The 17975-nt window shown below is 63.5% G+C and carries 14 protein-coding genes and 1 pseudogene; 8 read left to right on the top strand and 7 right to left on the bottom strand.

Features of this window, described 5'->3' with window-relative positions:
* Window positions 1-395 precede the first annotated feature (395 nt).
* The 4 genes and pseudogenes from JQ632_RS32930 to JQ632_RS32915 all read left to right on the top strand — a co-directional run bounded on the left by JQ632_RS32930 (window position 396) and on the right by JQ632_RS32915 (window position 5293).
* The gene (locus JQ632_RS32930; RefSeq protein WP_212406817.1) at window positions 396-1481 is read left to right on the top strand and encodes a DUF2855 family protein; all 1086 of its coding nucleotides are present in this window, start codon (window positions 396-398) and stop codon (window positions 1479-1481) included.
* Between the two features lie 130 nt (window positions 1482-1611).
* Window positions 1612-3386: pseudogene (locus JQ632_RS32925) on the top strand (flavin-containing monooxygenase).
* Window positions 3387-3520: 134 nt separating this feature from the next.
* Window positions 3521-4498 (top strand): peptidyl-alpha-hydroxyglycine alpha-amidating lyase family protein, encoded by a 978-nt coding sequence (locus JQ632_RS32920; RefSeq protein ID WP_212406816.1) that lies wholly within the window; start codon window positions 3521-3523, stop codon window positions 4496-4498.
* A gap of 237 nt (window positions 4499-4735) precedes the next feature.
* Entirely contained in the window at window positions 4736-5293 is a 558-nt protein-coding gene (locus tag JQ632_RS32915) for an HNH endonuclease (RefSeq protein WP_212406815.1), read from the top strand.
* Between the two features lie 65 nt (window positions 5294-5358).
* Here JQ632_RS32915 and JQ632_RS32910 read toward each other — a convergent pair whose 3' ends face one another.
* From JQ632_RS32910 to JQ632_RS32885, 6 genes are all read right to left on the bottom strand, one after another.
* Entirely contained in the window at window positions 5359-6222 is an 864-nt protein-coding gene (locus tag JQ632_RS32910) for an AraC family transcriptional regulator (protein WP_312015688.1), read from the bottom strand.
* Between the two features lie 184 nt (window positions 6223-6406).
* Window positions 6407-7177 carry an L-iditol 2-dehydrogenase gene (locus tag JQ632_RS32905; protein WP_212406813.1) on the bottom strand — a complete coding sequence of 257 codons (771 nt, stop codon included), beginning with the start codon at window positions 7175-7177 and terminating at the stop codon, window positions 6407-6409.
* 117 nt (window positions 7178-7294) lie between these two features.
* Complete coding sequence (locus JQ632_RS32900; RefSeq protein ID WP_212406812.1) at window positions 7295-8605, bottom strand: sugar ABC transporter substrate-binding protein; 1311 nt, start codon at window positions 8603-8605, stop codon at window positions 7295-7297.
* Between the two features lie 242 nt (window positions 8606-8847).
* Window positions 8848-10743: a TRAP transporter large permease subunit gene (locus JQ632_RS32895; RefSeq protein WP_212406811.1), complete on the bottom strand. Its 1896-nt coding sequence runs from the start codon at window positions 10741-10743 to the stop codon at window positions 8848-8850.
* Window positions 10740-11408, bottom strand: a complete 669-nt coding sequence (locus JQ632_RS32890) for a TRAP transporter small permease subunit (RefSeq protein WP_212406810.1) — start codon at window positions 11406-11408, stop codon at window positions 10740-10742. Before JQ632_RS32890 ends, JQ632_RS32895 begins: the two co-directional genes overlap by 4 nt.
* 99 nt (window positions 11409-11507) lie before the next feature.
* Window positions 11508-12644 carry a TRAP transporter substrate-binding protein gene (locus JQ632_RS32885; RefSeq protein WP_212406809.1) on the bottom strand — a complete coding sequence of 379 codons (1137 nt, stop codon included), beginning with the start codon at window positions 12642-12644 and terminating at the stop codon, window positions 11508-11510.
* 266 nt (window positions 12645-12910) lie between these two features.
* Here JQ632_RS32885 and JQ632_RS32880 point away from each other — a divergent pair, with 266 nt between their 5' ends.
* Window positions 12911-13105: a hypothetical protein gene (locus tag JQ632_RS32880; protein WP_212406808.1), complete on the top strand. Its 195-nt coding sequence runs from the start codon at window positions 12911-12913 to the stop codon at window positions 13103-13105.
* 114 nt (window positions 13106-13219) lie between these two features.
* Window positions 13220-14491 (top strand): glycosyltransferase family 87 protein, encoded by a 1272-nt coding sequence (locus JQ632_RS32875; protein ID WP_212406807.1) that lies wholly within the window; start codon window positions 13220-13222, stop codon window positions 14489-14491.
* A 3-nt stretch (window positions 14492-14494) separates the two neighbouring features.
* Here JQ632_RS32875 and JQ632_RS32870 read toward each other — a convergent pair whose 3' ends face one another.
* Window positions 14495-15376 carry a DMT family transporter gene (locus JQ632_RS32870; RefSeq protein ID WP_212406806.1) on the bottom strand — a complete coding sequence of 294 codons (882 nt, stop codon included), beginning with the start codon at window positions 15374-15376 and terminating at the stop codon, window positions 14495-14497.
* A 187-nt stretch (window positions 15377-15563) separates the two neighbouring features.
* Between JQ632_RS32870 and JQ632_RS32865 the strand changes: the two genes are divergently transcribed.
* Complete coding sequence (locus tag JQ632_RS32865; protein WP_212406805.1) at window positions 15564-15788, top strand: dodecin; 225 nt, start codon at window positions 15564-15566, stop codon at window positions 15786-15788.
* 266 nt (window positions 15789-16054) lie between these two features.
* Window positions 16055-17962 carry a diguanylate cyclase gene (locus JQ632_RS32860; protein ID WP_212406804.1) on the top strand — a complete coding sequence of 636 codons (1908 nt, stop codon included), beginning with the start codon at window positions 16055-16057 and terminating at the stop codon, window positions 17960-17962.
* Window positions 17963-17975 lie beyond the last annotated feature (13 nt).

Here is a 17975-nt window from a genome sequence, read left to right as displayed (position 1 = left end):
CTCGCCCTTCTCAACCGCCACCATAAAGCGCATCCGCTCGTCCACGGCACAGGTCTCCTTCCAACCCATCGGCAAAGCCCTCCTTGCCGACAGTTGACCTGTTACCCATGTCGCCGGTCTATTCTGTTACCCATGTAGCCGGTTAGGACCGCTGTGCCCTTTCCCCTTGTGGGAGAGGGCAGCTCCGCAGACAGACCCGGGCTCACCGGGGTGAGGGGTCGTCTCCGCGGATGCAGACCCCTCATCCGGCGCTTCGCGCCACCTTCTTCCACAAGGGGAGAAGGATTCGCGCCAGCAAGCTCGGCATGCTCGAACAGCGTTTCAAACTATGTTCTTGCAAAACGAGTGGCAATGACGGCATTGATCCCGGCACGGAACGAGCCGGGATCAATGTCATGAAATCGACAGACTTCGTCGTCGCGCGCAACGACCTGCAGCAGTGCAAGGTGATCGTATCAGAGCTTCCCGACGCTGACGCGCTGCCGCCTGACGCGCTGCTGGTGAAGGTCGACCGTTTCGCCTTCACCGCCAACAACGTCACCTACGCCGTGATGGGCGATGAGCTGAAATACTGGCACCTGTTTCCGGCGCCGACTGGTTTTGGCAACGTGCCGGTATGGGGCTTTGGCGACGTCATCGCGTCGAAGCATCCGAATATCACCGTCGGCGAGCGCCTGTTCGGCTACTTTCCGATGGCCACCCATCTCGTCATCGAAGCCGCCGACGTCAGCAAGCGCGGCCTGCGCGATGCGGCCGCGCACCGGCAGGTCGCAGCGCCCGTCTACAACGTCTATGCCCGCGTCACCGGCGACCCCGCTTATGGGGGACGTCAAGGCGACCTTCAGGCGCTGCTGCGGCCGCTGTTCATGCTGTCGTTCCTGGTCGACGACTTCCTGGCCGAGAATGCCGATTTCGGCGCGCGCACCGCGCTGCTCTCCAGCGCCTCCAGCAAGACCGCGTTCGGCCTCGCGCACCTCCTGCACAGCCGCGGGATCAAGGTGATCGGCCTGACCTCGGCGGGAAACACCGGCTTCGTCAGCTCGCTCGGCTGCTATGACGATGTCGTCACCTATGATCGCGTGACGTCGCTCTCCGCGAGCGCGCCGGTCGCCTTCGTCGACATGGCCGGCAGCAGCGCGCTGCGCGCCGAGCTGCACCGGCATTTTTGCGAGCAGATGAAATACTCCGGTCGCGTCGGATTGACGCATCGCGCCACCGAAGCCGACGAGCCCGTGCTGCCCGGTGCAAAGCCGCGCTGGTTCTTCGCGCCGGACCAGATCCGCAAGCGGGCCAAGGAGTGGGGACCGGGCGGCATCGACCAGCGCTTTGGCGTGGCCTGGACCGGTTTTGCGCCGCTGCTCGACCGCTGCCTCACCGTCGTCGAGAGCCGCGGACCCGATGCTGTGCAGCGGATTTATCTCGACACGCTCAAGGGCCGCATTCCGCCTGAGCAGGGCCACATGCTTGCGCTGGGTGCGTAGCCGCCTTTTGGCGGCCATCAAAACCGTATAGCGTCCTGTTGTTGGAGCGTGATCTTTCCGGAAAACCGCTCCACACTTTTCCGGATCATGCTCTCGAGGAAACGCCGCGAAGACGGCCAAGAGGTCGCGCATGCTGGACAGGACCAAGGATATTTCCGTCTCCGCGCAAACCTGGCTCGACCAGTTCGAGCATGCGCTTGGCACGCTCGATCGCACTGCGCTGGACCGCCTCTTTGTTGCCGAAAGTTTCTGGCGTGATGTGCTCGCGCTGAGCTGGAACCTGCAAACCATCGCCGGCCGAGAGGCCATTATCGGCGAGATGGGCGCGCGGGCACCTGCGGCCGCGCCGACCGAATTCAAGCTCGCCGCCGACCGCGCCCCGCCGCGCTGGGTGACGCGGGCCGGCACCAAGACCATCGAGGCCATCTTCAGTTTCGAGACCGCACAGGGCCGCGGCAGTGGCATCCTGCGGCTGGTGCCCGACGGCTCGGACGGCGATCATTTGAAGGCCTGGACGCTGCTCACGCACTCGACGAGCTGAAGGGCTTTGAAGAGCAGCTCAACAGGACACGGCCACGCGGGCAGGCCTATTCGCGCGATTTCCGCGGACCGAACTGGCTCGACCTGCGCAACGCGTCCCGCGACTACAGCGATCGCGATCCCGCCGTGCTCGTTGTCGGCGGCGGGCAGGCCGGGCTCGCCATCGCGGCACGGCTGAAACAGTTGCAGGTGGACACGCTGATCGTCGATCGATGGCCACGCATCGGCGACAATTGGCGCAAGCGCTATCACGCGCTGACGCTGCACAACCAGGTGCAGGTCAATCACCTGCCCTACATGCCGTTCCCGCCGAACTGGCCGGTCTACATCCCCAAGGACAAGCTCGCCAACTGGTTCGAAGCCTATGTCGACGCCATGGAGCTGAATTTTTGGACCGGCACCGAATTCGAGAGCGGCGTCTACGACGAGGCCGCAGCGCGCTGGACGGTCACGCTGCGCCGCGCCGACGGCACCAAGCGCACCATGCATCCGCGCCATGTTGTGATGGCGACCGGTGTCAGCGGCATCCCGAACCAGCCCGATATTCCGAGCCTGGAAAACTTCAATGGCACGCTGCTGCATTCCAGCCGTTATGAGGACGGTGAGGACTGGAAGGGCAAGCGCGCCATCGTCATCGGCACCGGCAACAGCGGTCACGACATCGCGCAGGATCTCTGCTCCAGCGGCGCCGAGGTGACGCTGATGCAGCGCTCGCCGACGCTGGTGACGAATATCGAGCCGTCCGCGCAGCTTGCTTACGCGACCTACAATGAAGGCACGCTCGAGGACAACGACCTGATCGCGACCTCGATGCCGACACCGCTCGCGAAGAAGACGCATGTGATGCTGACGGAGCAGTCGAAGGAGCTGGACAAGGAGCTGCTGAATGGCCTCGCCCGCGTCGGCTTCAAGCTCGATTTCGGCGAGGCCGGCACCGGCTGGCAGTTCAAGTACCTCACCCGCGGCGGCGGCTATTACTTCAATGTCGGCTGCTCCGACCTGATCGTCAGCGGCGCGATCAAGCTAAGACAGTTCGACGACATCGAGACTTTCACAGCCGATGGCGCACGCATGAAGGACGGCACCGCTGTGCCCGCCGACCTCATCGTGCTCTCGACCGGCTACAAGCCGCAGGACTATCTGGTGCGCAAGCTGTTCGGCGACGATGTCGCCGAACGCGTCGGCCCGATCTGGGGCTTTGGCGACGGGCACGAGCTGCGCAACATGTACGCGCGGACCAGGCAGCCCGGCCTCTGGTTCATCGCCGGCAGCCTGGCGCAATGCCGGATCAATTCGAAATATCTGGCGCTGCAGGTGAAGGCGATCGAGGAAGGGCTGCTGGGGCGGGAGATCGGCGCGGCATAATTCCGCCGTCATTCCGGGGCGCGCGTCAGCGCGAACCCGGAATCCATCGATCCACACAGTATACGGCACAATGGATTCCGGGCCTGCGCGCCTTGCGCGCATCCCGGAATGACAAGTTGAGAGGAGGACACCACATGCCGGCCATTCTCGGCTCGGGCGAGCATCGCTACCGCGTCGTCGACAACTGGGCAAAGCTGCCCGACGGCTGGCAGCTCACCGACGTCGCCTCCGTCGCCGTCGACAGCAAGGACCGGATCTACGTCTTCAACCGCGGCGCCCATCCGATGGTGGTGCTCGACCGCGACGGCAACTTCTTGCGGAGCTGGGGCGATGGCCTGTTCAACCGCGCACACGGCCTGCATATCGATGCCGACGACAATCTCTACTGCACGGACGACGGCGACCACACCGTGCGCAAGTGCACGACCGACGGCAAGGTGCTGCTGACGATCGGCATCCCCGAAAAACCGTCGCCGTTCATGAGCGGCAATCCCTTCCACCGCTGCACCCACACCGCGCTGTCGCCGAAGGGCGAGATCTACGTTTCCGACGGCTATGGCAACGCCCGCGTCCACAAATTCACGCCGGACGGCAAGCTGATCAAGAGCTGGGGCGAGCCGGGCACCGATCCCGGCCAGTTCAACATCGTGCACAACATCGCGGCTGACGCCGACGGCTATGTCTACGTCGCCGACCGCGAGAACCACCGCGTGCAGGTGTTCGACGGCAACGGCAGATACGAGACACAGTGGAACAATCTGCATCGGCCGTGTGCGCTCTGCTGCTGCGGCGGGGCTAAGAACCCGACCTTCGTGATCGGCGAGCTCGGCCCCGGCATGGCCGTCAACCGCAAGGTGCCCAATCTCGGCCCGCGGCTGTCGATCGTGGACGCCACGGGCAAGCGCATCGCGCGGCTCGGCGGCGAGGATGGCCCAGGTCTTGCGAGCGGCAAGTTCCTCGCGCCGCATGGCATCGCGCTGGACTCCAGGGGCGACATCTATGTCGGCGAAGTCGGAGTCACCGACTGGAAGACGAGCTTTCCGGACGAGGAGATGCCGGCCATCGTGCGCACGAGCCGGTGTTTGCAGAAGCTGGAGCGGGTGCGGGAGTAGCGCCAATGGTGGTTAGTGGGGCGAGCTCGCTCCCGGGACGACAGCGGAGATGTGGTAGCGGCGTCCAATACGCATGCCCTACCCCTTAAATCGCGGCTTTTTCGAGCGTTCGCCACCCCGCCGCCGCATTGCGCCGGCCTGAATAAGTCGTTCGACGGGCTTCACAATCCCGTCACGCTGCATGTAATATGTCAGTACATGCTGCTTCGCAGCGTATATGGAGGCCGGGAGCGTTACTTGAACGCACATGTCTCGCAAGGCAGTTGGCCGGTGTTGGTGCTGAATGCGGACTTCCGGCCGCTGAGTTACTACCCGCTGTCGCTTTGGTCCTGGCAGGACGCGATCAAGGCGGTTTTTCTCGACCGCGTGAACATCGTCGCTCACTACGACCGGGCCGTGCACAGCCCCTCCTTCGAGATGCAGCTCCCGAGCGTGGTCTCGCTCAAATCCTTCGTCAAGCCGACCACGCACCCGGCGTTCACCCGGTTCAACGTCTTCCTGCGCGACCGCTTCAATTGCCAATATTGCGGCTCGCCCGAGGACCTGACGTTCGATCACATCACCCCGCGCAGCAAGGGCGGCCAGACCACCTGGGAGAACGTGGTCGCGGCCTGCTCACCGTGTAACTTGCGCAAGGGCAATCTGTCGCCGCAGCAGGCAAAAATGTTCCCGCGGCAGACGCCGTTCGCGCCCACGGTGCACCAGCTCCACCGCAATGGCCGCCTGTTCCCGCCGAACTATCTGCACGATAGCTGGCTGGACTATCTCTACTGGGATACGGAGCTGGATCCGTAGGCCCGTCAACCCGCGAGATGCACGCTGTCGTCGAAAGATTCAGGGCGCGGCGCGGGGTTCCGCGGCTACGGGCATGGACTGCCGGTGGGACATTTGCGCAGCGCAAGATCTCGGTATCGGGATGGCGTCATTCCCCGCCGCCGCAGGAAGTTCCTGTTGAAGTTAGACAGATTGTCATAGCCCACCTCGTAACAGATCGCTGAAACCGGCTGTTGCGTTTCGGCGAGAAGCCGGCAAGCGCGGCCGATGCGCAACTCGGCCAAATAATCCGTGAAGCTTCGACCCGAGTTCTTCTGAAAGAAGCGACTGAACGTACTTTCGGTCATGCCAGCCACCCTGGCCACATCGGGAAGCGACAGATCGGAAGCCATGTGGTCGCAAATGTAGCCGGTGCAACGCTGCATGATGTTGAGAGCCGAAGAGTTCAGATCCGGAAAAAAGCCGGGAGACGAAAGAACCCGGTAGCTGTCGGAAGTCGCCAATGTCTCGAGGAGATGGAGGAATTGGTTCAGTCGATCGAGCCCTCTCGCGTCTCCCATCGCCTCAAGCGCATTTGCGCCGATTCGGGCCGCATCTCCGAAAAACAGGATTCCTCTCAGGGCCAGCTCGAGAAATTTCTCCAGCGCGCCAATCTCGGGCAGGTGGATGCTCGCCTTTCGCAGCTTCTCGGGATCGAACTGCACGACGAGGTCCCTGGACTTGACGATTTCTCCGGCGCTGACGTGAGAGACCCAATTGTGGGGAAGGTTGCTTCCGACGATCGTCAGATGACCCGGCGAGAATTCGCCAATGTAGTCGCCGATGAATACCGTGCCGGTTGACTTGCGGATGAGGTGGATCTCGAACTCCGGGTGGAAATTCCACACAGCTCGTTCCCAGGGGTAATCGTCGATCCGCCAGAGGAAGGTCTCGTTTTCCGCCGTCAGCACCTGCTCAAACCGGGGCCGAGCTTCTCTCGCCCTACGCTCAATCGTGGCTCTATCGTCGGTTCTAGCCATCGCCGCGAAGCTTTCCAGCTTTAGGCAGTCGGTTCACGCGAGGACGCGTATCAGGACGGGCGTCTGAAATCAGGGTATCCTTCGAGATCGCTGCTTGTCGAGCGACACCCCCTCTTCAACTCATCCATTGACCGCCATCAACATTGTAGGTTTGCGAGACGACATAATCGCTTTCCGAACTCGCCAGGAAAATAGCGCAACCAACCAGGTCCTCCGGCTTTGCCATTCGACCGTAAGGCACACCTTCGCCAACCCGACGCTTCTTCTCGCCTCTTGGGAGGCCTTCGTATTGGGCAAAGAGGGCATCGACGTGGTCCCAATGCTCGCCATCGACGACACCTGGAGCAATGGCGTTCACATTGATCCCGTGCTTGATGAGGTTCAGGCCCGCTGATTGCGTGAGACTTATGACGGCGGCCTTGGTCGCGCAATAGACTGCAACCAACGGCTCACCGCGCCGCCCCGCCTGGCTTGCCAGATTGATGATCTTGCCGCCTTTGCCGGTCGCGATCATGCGCCGGGCGACAGCCTGCATGGTGAAGAGCACGCCGCGCACATTGACGCTGAACAGCCTGTCGTAGCTTTCCGGCGTGATGTCCACGATCGGCGCAAGATCGAACAGGGCGGCGTTGTTGATCAAGATATCGATCCTGCCGGTCTTGTCGACGACCCGATCGACGCAGGCTTGAATCGAGCCGACATCGGCAACGTTCATGTACATCGCGGAGCAAGCCGGCCCAATTTCCGCAGCAGCGCGTTCGGCGGCGCCCAGGTCGATATCCCCGATGACGACGGAGGCGCCTTCCCGGACGTAGCCTGCCGCGAACGCCCGCCCGATGCCACGCGCCCCGCCCGTGATGAGCGCAACCTTATCCTTCAGTCTCATTTGCAAGACTCTTCTCAGTTGCCGCAAACGCGGATTTCAGTTTGGTTCGTGAAGAGGCTGCCCGGCCTGCCGGACAGCCCAAGTTTGTGAACGCCGGAGCGTTCGGGGAGACTCACATCACTTGATGTATCCGGCCTTGGTCATGTCGCGCATTGCGATGGTCTGGGCAGACGCGAGAGCATCGTCGACCGAACTGCTGCCGGCGAGAGCGCCCGAGAACTGCTGTCCGACTGCTGTACCTATGGCCTGGAATTCCGGGATGGCGACGAACTGGATACCGACATAGGGGACAGGCTTCACCGTGGGATGCGCGGGGTCGGCCGAGTTGATCGAGTCCAGGGTCAGTTTGGCGAAAGGCGCGGCCTTCTGGTACTCGGTATTGGCATAGAGGGACTTGCGCGTGCCCGGAGGCACATTGGCCCAGCCTTCCTTGGAAGCCACGAGTTCGAGATAATGCTTGCTCGTCGCCCAGGCGACGAACTTCTTCGCTGCCGCAACTTTCTGCGAGCCGCCCGGCACGGCGAGCGACCAGGCCCACAGCCAGTTGGCGTTCTTGCCGAGCCCGGTGTTCGGCGCCAGGGCGAAGCCGACCTTGTCGGCAACTTTTGAATCTTTCGGATTGGTTACGAAGGAGGCCGCGACGGTCGCGTCGATCCACATGCCGCACTTGCCAGCGTTGAAGAGCGCGAGATTTTCGTTGAATCCGTTCGACGAGGCACCCGGAGGACCGGCATCGCGCATCAGCTTGATGTAGAAGCTCAAGGCGTTCTTCCACTCCGGCTGATCGAATTGAGGCCTCCACTTCTCATCGAACCATCGTGCGCCAAAGGAATTTGCCGTCGCCGAAAGAAAGGCCATGTTCTCGCCCCAACCTGCCTTGCCGCGCAGGCAGATGCCGTAGGTCTCGGAAGACGTGATCTTGCGGGCAGCATCGGCGACGAAGTCCCATGTCGGGCTCTCCGGCATCTTGATGCCGGCTTTGTCGAACAGGTCCTTGCGATACATGATCATCGAGGATTCGCCGTAGAACGGCGCGGCGTAGAGCTTACCCTCGAGAGACAGGCCGGTGCGGATCGCCGGCAGGAGATCGTCGATGTCGTAGTCGGCGCCGAGATCGTCGAGCGGCACCAGCCATCCCTTCTTGGCCCAGATCGGAACCTCATAGGTGCCGATCGTCAAGACGTCGTATTGGCCGGATTTGGTGGCGATGTCGGTCGTCACCTTCTGGCGCAGCACATTCTCTTCGAGAGTGACCCAGTTCAGCACGATGTCCGGGTTGGCCTTGGTGAAATCATCCGTCAGCTTCTGCATGCGGATCATATCGCCGTTGTTGACCGTCGCGATCGTCAGTCTGGTCTCGGCCATGGCGCCGGACATCAAAGCGACGGCTGCAAATGCGCCGAGCGAACTTGTTGCGAGCAACTTCATGCATTTCCTCCGAAGGTCTTTTGAAATTTTTAAAGACGATGGGAGACGTATTCCGACGAGCTATGATCGTCAGGATATGCCGAGCCCTGTCGCAGGTTCGGGCGGGGCAGCCAGCGCAGCTAGAGCCCTGTGTGCAAAAGCTGATACTTTTATGCAGGGAGCGCCGGCTGAAGCGGGCACTTTCCCCCGGACGCGCGCGTTCATTCGGGGGTCGAACAGGAGGCCACCCGAGAGCGACGGCGCTATCCGCCGTACAGATAGTTCGGCAGCCACAGTGTCAGGCCGGGCCACAGATACATGAACACCATGCAGACGATGACGATCAGCATGTAGGGCATCATGCCGGAGAAGATCTGGTTCAGCGTGACGTGTTTTGGCGCCACGCCCTTCAGGTAGAAGGCCGACATCGCCACCGGCGGCGACAGGAATGCGGCCTGCAGGTTCACGAAGACCAGCACGCCCCACAGCACCGGATCGATGTTGAAGTGCTTCAGCATCGGCAAGAAGATCGGCACAAAGATCACGATGATCTCGGTCCATTCCAGCGGCCATCCGAGCAGGAAGATGATCGCCTGCGACAGGATCATAAACTGTACCGGCGTCATGTTGAGCGACAGCACCCAGCTCTCGAGCAGCGCCTGGCCGCCGAGGATGGCGAACACCGCCGAGAACAGCGCCGAGCCCACGAACAGCCAGCACACCATCGAGGTGGTCTTCGCGGTCAGGAACACCGCCTCCTTGGTGCGCTTCCAGTCTAGCGTGCGGGCCTGGAACGCGAGCAGGAAGGCGCCGGCCGCGCCGACCGCCGCCGATTCCGTCGCGGTCGTGATGCCGAACAGGATCACGGCGAGCACCACCACGGTGAGGATGCCGAGCGGCATCACCGAGATGACGAGCAGCCGCAGCACCTCGAACTGCTCGGCCTCCATGGTCCAGTAGTAATAGAGCAGCAGCAGCACGCAGATGCCGGCGACGAAGGCAAAGTAGGTGTAGAACTCCGGCGGCGGCCCGGAATCGACCGGGGCGGCCGCAGCCTTGCCGCGCAGCTCGGCACTGCCCATCTGCTGCAGAGCTTCCGGCTCGCTCTTCGCAGGCCTGTCCGACCGGCTCGCCGCGCCGCCGAGCTCTTCGAGCTTCTCTTCCTGTTCGACGGCCTGCTGCGCGCCGGCACCGAGCGGCTGCAACGCCTCCTCCGCGCGCTGCTGCTGCGTGGCGGCTGCGACCGGTGACGGAAGATCCGGCTGCTGGTGGATCACCACGTACCACCAGGTCGCCCACAGCGTCGCCAGCGTCAGCACCAGCGGCACCAGCGCGTAGCCAAGGCTCCGCAGCAGGGTGACGTAACCGAGGCGGACGCCGTCGGCCGTGAGGTTCATGGCCCTGGCGGGCGCGAGCGTCGCTGCCAGCAGCGCCGGCAACATCTTTCGCGAATAGGCCCGCTGGAGATCGGCGATCCACGGCCGCACCGGGACCTTGGTTTCGCTCTCCGGCAGTTTTGGCGCGATCTTGGGATTCAGCAGCGCCCAGCCGACGATGTAGAGGAGATAGAGGAAGGCCAGGAAGAAGCCGGGAAACATCGCGGCTGCATAGAGCTTCACCACGGATTGGCCGGCGACCGCCGCATAGACGATGATCATCACCGAGGGCGGAATCAAAATGCCGAGCGTGCCGCCGGCAGTGATCACGCCGGAGGCGAGCTTGACGTCATAGCCGGCTTTCAGCATCGGATTGAAGGCGATGACGCCCATCAGCACCACGACCGCGCCGACGAGGCCCGAGGCGATGCCCCAGAAGGTGCAGACGATCAGGGTGGCCACGGCGAGCGAAGCAGGCACGCGGCGGAACGCGAGCTGGATCGAATAGAACATCTTGTCGACCAGCGCGCCGCGCTCCATCACGTAGCCCATCAGCACGAACAGCGGGATCGAGATCAGGACGTCGTTGGTCATCGCGCCATAGGTGCGCTGGACCATCAGGTCGAAAATGTGATTGTCGCCCCAGGCCTCGCCGCCGCGGTGATAGGCGAAGAAGCCGAAGAACATGCCGAGACCCATCAGGGTGAAGGCGGTGGGGAAGCCCATCATGATGACGACCACGATGAGGCCCAGCATCAAAAGCCCGAGTGCCGGATCGCTCATCGCTGCACATCTCCGCCCATGCCGCGCTGCCGTGCGGCTTCCTCGATGTCCTGCGCGTGTGCGATCGCGGCCTTGCGCGCCTCCTCGTCGACATATTCGCTGTGCGCGAGCTGCTCCTCGATGACGTCGATCTCGGAGACGTCGGCAAGCCGGCTCGGCCAGGCGCCGGTCTTGAGACAAATGACGCAGCGCGCGATCTCGGCCGCGCCTTGCAGCAGCACGAGCACGCCCGCAAGCGGGATCATGAACTTGAACTGGTAGACCGGCGGCCCCTCGGCGGTCACGTTGGAATGCTCGTTGATCCGCCAGGAGTCCATCGCATAGTCCCAGCCGGCGTAGACCAGCGCAGCGATGCCGGGCAGGAAGAACAGGAAGTACAGCCCCAGATCCAGCGTGGCCTGCGTGCGCGGCTTCATCGACGAGTAGAGGAAGTCGCCGCGGACATGGGCGTTCTGCGCCAGCGTGTAGGCGCCAGCGATCATGAACAGCGTGCCGTACAGCATGTTCGAGGCGTCGAAGATCCACGCCGTCGGCATGTTGAGGATGTAGCGCTTGAACACCTCGGCACAGACGAGGCCCATCAGGCCCACGACCAGCCAGGCCGCGGTCTTGCCGGTCCAGGTGCTGACGGCGTCAATGGTATAAAGAAAACGCTGCGCGTTCATTGGGTCCGCGATTCCGCAAGATCATCAAACAGTGAAACAAGACAAGCGTCACCCGGGATTGTCGTCCCGGATGACGCTTCCAACAACCCAAAAAATCGGTCAGGTCTTCTTCTTCGCGTTCGGCCCGAAATAGTGATTATAGGCCATGCGCCGGCTCACCACCGTGTCCTGCTCCCACTGGGTCGCCCGCTTGGCGAAGGCGAGTTGCGACTCGACGATCTCCTTGAATAGGGGATTTTCACTCGCCTTCTTCTCCGCCACGGCATCGAACACATCCAGCTGCTTCTGCAGGATCGAATCCGGCGTCTTGTAGAACTTGACCTTGTCCTTGGTCTGAAGCTCCTCGTAGTCCTTCGAATAGCGGTCGATCGCCTTCCAGGCCATGTCCTGGCTCGCCGCCTCCACCGCATTGGAGATGATGAACCTCATCTTCTCCGGCAGCGCGTCGAACTTGGTCTTGTTGAACAAGATCTCGAGCTGCTCGGCATTCTGGTGATAGCTCTGCAGCATGCAGACCTTGGAGACGTCGGGGAAGCCGAGCACGCGATCCGAGCTCGCATTGTTGAACTCGGCGGCATCCAGAAGGCCACGGTCCATCGCCGAGACGATTTCGCCGCCGGGCAGCGCGTTGACCGCGGCGCCGAGACCGCTGAACACGTCGATGGAGATGCCGACGGTGCGGAATTTCAGGCCCTGGAAGTCTTCCGCCTTGGTCATCGGCTTCTTGTACCAGCCGAGCGGCTGGGTCGGCATCGGCCCGTAGGGGAACGAAACCACGTTGGCGCCGATCGAGGCATAGAGCTTTTCCAGGAGCTCCTTGCCGCCGCCGTATTTGTGCCAGGCGAGCAGCATGTTGGCGTCCATGGCGTAGCCGGGGCCCGAGCCCCAGAGCGCCAGCGCATTCTGCTTGCCGTAGTGGTAGGCGAGCACGCCATGGCCGCCGTCGAGCGTGCCCTTGGAGACGGCGTCGAGCAGGCCGAAGGCCGGCACCACGGCGCCGGCGGGCAGCACCTCGATCTTCAGGTCGCCGCCGGTCATGTCGTTGACCTTCTTGGCGAAGTCGAGCGCGTATTCGTGGAAAATGTCCTTGGCCGGCCAGGTGCTCTGCCAGCGCATGCTGGTCACGCCCTGAGCACTGACGATGGCCGGCGCGGCGACCGTGGCAGCAGCGCCGGCGGCCGCAGTCTTGAGGAAACGGCGGCGCGTGGACGCGCCGTCCTTGCTCGTCTTGGTCATGATGTCCTCCCGTTTTTTCAGCGCGATCCGTTGCGGACCGCCCCATTTTTGTGAGGAGAAGACAAAGACTTGCGCCGGGCTTTGGCAAGGAGGTTCCAGCCGATGCGACGCTTGGACGCGGATCGCGTGTAGACGGATGAAAACTCGCCTTTCGATTTATTCCCCCGGCCCGAAAAGAAATCGCCCCGGCGGCGAGGCAACCGGGCCGGCGGCACGGGGTACCGGTCCAGCGTGCAACCTTTCGGCTCCTGGGGCGTTGAAAGGCGATGACAAATGAATCCTTGGCACATTCCCCCCGTCTCCTCACCCCCGAACAACGCAAGGCCCGTGACGAGGCGCGCCGCGCCGACGCCGCGCAAGCCATGCGCGAGCATGAAGCCGCCCAGAAGGCGTTCTACGCCAACAAGGAGCGGCTGAGGGCGGAGCGGCTGGCGCGCGAGGCACAGGCCCAGCGTCGCTAGCGCGGCGCAATTCTTAACGTTCGTTACCGTCCCTTAAGCCCTGCGCGGGCAATCTCGGCGCCGAAGGGCGGTCCGGCTTTCGCCGCACCGCACCTTGGCCCGAGGTCGTCACCCATGCTCGCCGAAACGCTGGAGCAGCTTCAATCTTCGCCGTCGAAGCGCACGCTCTATGTGCGCTTCGTGCTCGCGGCGCTGGGCGCGGTCGTCCTCGTCAAGACCTTCTGGTTCGCGCGCTGGGGCGCCTGGCAGGGCCGTGAGCTTGCCGACTTCGATGCCTTTCACATCGTCGCACAGCGCGTCTGGCGCGGCGATCTCGACCAGGTCTACCGGTTCGAGACCTTCGTGAAGATGCAGGCGGAGGCCGCCGGCGGCACGACCAGCTTCATGCCCTGGACCTATCCGCCGCAGTTCGACCTTTTGCTCGCGCCGTTCGCGTTCCTGCCGGTGGGCGTGGCTTACCTCGTATTCACCGCGGCGACGCTTGCGCTTTATCTGGCGACGCTGCGCAGAATCGCGTGCGATAATTTTGCCCAGGCGCTCGTCATCGTCTTTCCGGCGCTCGCCATCACCATTGGCTGCGGCCAGAACGGCTTTCTCACGGGCACGCTGATTGGCCTCGTCTGCCTCAACGTCGACCGGCGCCAGGTCCTGGCGGGCCTCGCGCTCGGCGCCATGGTGATCAAGCCGCACCTCGCGATCGCCGCCGGCCTCTATTTGTTGATCACGCGCCGCTGGATCGCGATCGCCACCGCGGCGATGGTGGTGCTGGCGAGTTCGCTCGTCTGCACATTGCTGTTCGGGCCGCAGATCTGGGCCGCACTGCTGGGCTCGATCCGGGAGTCCGCGAGCTATCTCGACCAGGGTTTTTATCCGCTGTTTCGCATGATCTCGAGCTATGCCGCGCTGTACATGGCGGGCGTGCCGGCCGCCGGCGCGTTCTGGGGGCAGGCGATCGTTGCGGCGCTGGTGCTTTGCGCCGTCGCGCTCGCCGTTGCGCGCGCGGTCTCGCCCGCCTTCGCGCTCGGCGTCACCGCGACGGTGTCGGTCATGATCAGCCCCTACGCCTATGACTACGACCTGCCGATGGTCGGGATCGGCCTCGCCCTGATGTTTCCCGATCTCGCAAAAGTGGCAAGCCCGCGTGAGCGCAGCGTCATCTACGCGCTGGTCCTGGTCGCGGGCGCCTATGGCTTGCTGCAATCCGCGCGCCTTGCGGCGCAATACGGCCAGAAGGTCGATCTGGACCAGCATTTTGCGCCGGCGGTCGGCGGCCTTGCGCTGATGGCGCTGCTCGCGCTGCTCTTGCGCATGCTGTTGCGGAAGACGCAGCGCGCCGATGCGCGCGGCGAGCCCCGGCTCCAGCAGCCCGCCCGCGTCCTCGAATAATCCTTACGCCTTCTGCAGCGCCAGCGTCACGCCGCCGAGCGTCAGCACCATGGCTGCGATCTCGCGCACGCCTAGGGGTTCGCCGAGGATGATCGCCGCCGAGACCACGCCGATCACGGGAACCAGCAGCATGCCGGTCGAGGCCGATGTCGGCGGCAGGCGACGCAGCGTCTCGAACCAGGTGACGTAGCAGACCCCCATCGGGATCAGCGTCATGTAGACGAAGCAGCCGATTCCGAGCGGCGTGATCGCCGCATAGTTCGGCTGCTCGAACAGCACGCCGAGGATCAGCATCGCCAGGCACCCGAGCCCGACCTGCCAGGCGACGACGGCGAGCGGCGGCATCGGCAATTGCTTGCGGTTGAGCACGTTGCCGAGCGCGAACAGGATGGCGCAGGACAGCGCCAGCGCGATACCGAAGAGTTTTCCGGCCCCGAACGCAAACCCGTTGCCGCTCAGCAGCAGCGCCACGCCGGCGACACCGAGCACCAGCGCCACGATGTCGCGGACCGTCGGCCGGGCGTGCAGCACCGGCCAGGCGAACAGCATGGCCCATATCGGCATGGTGTAGGCGATCAGCGCGCCCTCGCCCACCGTGACGAACTTCATCGCCATGGTGCCAAAACCCATCCAGGCGAACACGTTGGTGAAGGTGGCAAACAGGAGACGCGGCACCGCTTCGCGGGGAACGGCAAGCGATTCGCCTCTGGTCCGCGCCAGCGCGGCAAGGATGAGCGCGGCGCAGACGCCGGCGAGCCCTCTGGCGAACAAGGGCGGCCATTGCTGCAGCAGCAGCTTCATCAACGGCCAGTTCAGCGCCCAGCCGAATGCCGTCACGCCCAGGCAGATGAAGCCGATCGATCTGTCGCGCCCGCTCGCGTCCATGGGGCGCGCTTAGCAGGCCAGCCCCGCTCGCTCCACCTTTCGCGATGCATGCGGGCTTGCGCAATTGCGCCGCGAGGAACCCGGAGGGCGTGGCGTTCGTTCAGACCACAGGCGTGCGCAGTGGACTCGAGCTCCGGCACGGAGCGATAATCCGGCCTGCGCTACTCACCTGCAACGGAGGTCCGCCATGCCTGCCTCGTCCGAGAAGGATCACGTCTACAAGATCCTCGAACTCGTCGGATCATCGGAGAAATCGATCGAGGATGCGATCCAGAACGCAATCAGCCGCGCCGCAAAGACCATTCGCGAGATGAAGTGGTTCGAGGTCGTCCAGACGCGCGGCCATATCGAGAATGGCACCGTCCGCCACTACCAGGTCGCGCTGCGGGTCGGCTTCACGCTGGAAGGGTGATTCCAGGAGGTCGACGCGAAGGCTCCATTCCAAGGCTTGCAGACGCGAGCGGCACGTGACCGCCGCTGACGCAATACTCTTGTCCGCAATCAGAGACCGCGGCGGTCATCCGCGTCGGCGCCGCCTTGGTTAACAACGCGCTTCGGGAACCAGTCGAACTATCCACAAGCCGCCCCGACTGAAGACCTCCCCACAATCAGTGCGGAAATTGCAACATGCCGTTAAGTCGGAAGTGAGAGGTTTGCCCCATATCGGAGCAAACCCAGATGGTCATGAGCCGGAGTGAACTCGGCAAGACCCGCCTTCCCCTGTGGGCAGCGGGATTTGTGGCGTTGACCTGCGTGGCCATCCTGGCCTTGAGCGCCTGGCGCGAGTGGGAGACGCGGGCGGCCGAGTTGAGGAACGCCGAGGTCGACGTGACCAATCTCGCGCAGTCGCTGACGCAGCACGCGGACGACACGTTCGAAATCGCCGATACCATTCTCACTGGACTGGTCCATCGTCTGGAGCTCGATGGAACGGGCCCCGATACAATCAGCAAGCTCCAGGTCTATCTGCCGACACGCAGGTCATCGGACCGCATCCGCGGCATTTTCATCTATGACGAAACCGGCCGGTGGCTCGCCACGACCGAACAGATCGACTTCACCAAGCTCAACAACAGCGACCGCGAATATTTCCAGCATCATCGCGCCTCGACGGACCGCGCCACCCTGATCGGGAGGCCGGTCAAGAGTCGCTCAGGCGGCCAGTGGATCATCACGGCGTCGCGCCGCATCAATCATCCCGACGGCAGTTTCGCCGGCGTCGCCCTGATCACGATCGACGTCGCCTATTTCGTCAAATTCTACGAGCGGTTCGACGTCGGGCCGAATGGCTCGGCGTCGCTGCTCAACAACAAGGGCATCATGCTGGCGCGCAGCCGCGACGACAGCGGGACCTATGTCGGCGTTGATTTGTCCAACAGGCCATTGTTCAAGGAGTGGAACAGCCGCCCCGCCGCCGCGGTCTATTACTTCACGTCGCCGCTCGATGGCGTGCGGCGATTGAGCTACTACCAGCGAAGCAGCCGATATCCCCTGATGGTGCTGGCGACCAAGGCGCAGGATGACGTCCTTGCGCCCTGGCGCAGAGAGGCCCTCACCCGCATGACGTTCGTCGTCGGCCTGACCTTGCTGATAGCGGTGATCGGCCTCTACCTGGTGCGGCAACTGCTACAGCGACAGCGCATGGCGGCGGCCATGGTCGCCAACGAGGCCCAGTTTCGCCTTCTGGCCGAGCAGTCCAGCGACATGGTGACGCGCATCGGGCTCGATGACCTGCTTCTCTACGTTTCTCCGTCCTGCGCCCGCATCATCGGCTGGGATTCGGACAAACTCTTGGGCACGTCAGCCCTGGCCGGCGTCCATGTCGAGGACCGGGAGCGGGTGGAGCAAGCCATGGCCGCACTGAAGAATGGCGAGACCGAAGAGGCCCGGCTCATCTACCGCCAACGCCATCGCGAGAAGGGCGAGATCTGGGTCGAGTCGGCGCTGCACGTCACGCGCGCCTCCGAGACCGGGCAGATCGACGGAATCGTGGCCATCATGCGCGACATGACCGAGCAGAAGGACTTGCAGGACAAGCTCGCGACGCTCGCCACCACCGACGGGTTGACGGGGCTCGCCAACCGGCGACACTTTGACGATTGCCTTGCAGAAGAATGGTCGCGTGCAAAGCGCGATGAAACATCGCTTTCACTGCTTCTGATCGATGTCGATCACTTCAAGGCATACAACGACCATTACGGTCACCAGGCGGGCGACGGCTGCCTGCGTGCACTGGGCCGGATACTCGCCACGCAGGTCAAGCGCCCTGCCGATCTGGCAGCGCGATACGGCGGCGAGGAATTCGCCTTGCTGTTGCCGAACACCGATGCGAAGGGTTGCGCGCGGGTCGGAGAGCAGGTGCGCGAGGCGCTGCATGAACTCGCGATCCTGCATGCCCAGAACCCGCCGTCCCGGGTCGTGACGGTGAGCGCGGGCGGTGCCACGATCACTCCATCCCGGCCCATGACCGAAAGCAGCGCATTGGTGACGGCCGCCGATCGGGCGCTCTATGCCGCCAAGGACGGCGGACGCGATCGACTGGTGATGTCGGGACAGGTCGTCCCCTGGCCCGCAAAGAGCGCGTGACGCCGTCGCAAGC

It is taken from the genome of Bradyrhizobium liaoningense (genome assembly GCF_018130955.1).
Taxonomy (GTDB): domain Bacteria; phylum Pseudomonadota; class Alphaproteobacteria; order Rhizobiales; family Xanthobacteraceae; genus Bradyrhizobium; species Bradyrhizobium liaoningense_C.
This window is presented reverse-complemented; position numbering and strand designations above follow the sequence as displayed.

Coding starts and splice junctions, on each gene's coding strand:
- JQ632_RS32930 (WP_212406817.1), top strand. CDS start 396: ATGAAATCGACAGACTTCGTCGTCGCGCGCAACGACCTGCAGCAGTGC.
- JQ632_RS32920 (WP_212406816.1), top strand. CDS start 3,521: ATGCCGGCCATTCTCGGCTCGGGCGAGCATCGCTACCGCGTCGTCGAC.
- JQ632_RS32905 (WP_212406813.1), bottom strand. CDS start 7,177: ATGAGACTGAAGGATAAGGTTGCGCTCATCACGGGCGGGGCGCGTGGC.
- JQ632_RS32900 (WP_212406812.1), bottom strand. CDS start 8,605: ATGAAGTTGCTCGCAACAAGTTCGCTCGGCGCATTTGCAGCCGTCGCT.
- JQ632_RS32895 (WP_212406811.1), bottom strand. CDS start 10,743: ATGAGCGATCCGGCACTCGGGCTTTTGATGCTGGGCCTCATCGTGGTC.
- JQ632_RS32890 (WP_212406810.1), bottom strand. CDS start 11,408: ATGAACGCGCAGCGTTTTCTTTATACCATTGACGCCGTCAGCACCTGG.
- JQ632_RS32885 (WP_212406809.1), bottom strand. CDS start 12,644: ATGACCAAGACGAGCAAGGACGGCGCGTCCACGCGCCGCCGTTTCCTC.
- JQ632_RS32880 (WP_212406808.1), top strand. CDS start 12,911: ATGACAAATGAATCCTTGGCACATTCCCCCCGTCTCCTCACCCCCGAA.
- JQ632_RS32875 (WP_212406807.1), top strand. CDS start 13,220: ATGCTCGCCGAAACGCTGGAGCAGCTTCAATCTTCGCCGTCGAAGCGC.
- JQ632_RS32870 (WP_212406806.1), bottom strand. CDS start 15,376: ATGGACGCGAGCGGGCGCGACAGATCGATCGGCTTCATCTGCCTGGGC.
- JQ632_RS32865 (WP_212406805.1), top strand. CDS start 15,564: ATGCCTGCCTCGTCCGAGAAGGATCACGTCTACAAGATCCTCGAACTC.
- JQ632_RS32860 (WP_212406804.1), top strand. CDS start 16,055: ATGGTCATGAGCCGGAGTGAACTCGGCAAGACCCGCCTTCCCCTGTGG.